The following is a 248-nucleotide window of genomic DNA, read 5'->3' as shown; positions in this document are numbered from 1 at the left end:
TATTCGAAGTCGACGCCCTTCTTGTCCAGGATGCGGATCGCCTCGCGCACCTTTTCGGCGCGGTCGCCGGGCGGGTTTCCGAAGGTGGAATAGGACAGGAAGCCGACGCGCGGATTGCGGCCCAGCTTCCTGACCGTCTCGGCGGCCTTGATGGCGATGTCGGCCAGTTCCTCGGCGTTCGGCAGCTCGTGGATGGTGGTGTCGGCGACGAACAGGGTCCGCCCCTTGGCCAGCAGGATCGACAGGCC

1 protein-coding gene is annotated in these 248 nt (G+C 66.1%); it reads right to left on the bottom strand.

The window, feature by feature from the left end:
- A partial coding sequence (locus CVH10_RS23060) for a phosphate acyltransferase (protein ID WP_369335997.1) occupies positions 1–248 on the bottom strand: 248 nt, incomplete at both ends.

The sequence above is a fragment of the Halomonas sp. ND22Bw genome (assembly GCF_003011945.1).
Taxonomy (GTDB): domain Bacteria; phylum Pseudomonadota; class Gammaproteobacteria; order Pseudomonadales; family Halomonadaceae; genus Halomonas; species Halomonas halophila.
The sequence above is the reverse complement of the archived record's forward strand: the minus strand, read 5'-3'. Positions and strand labels throughout refer to the sequence as shown.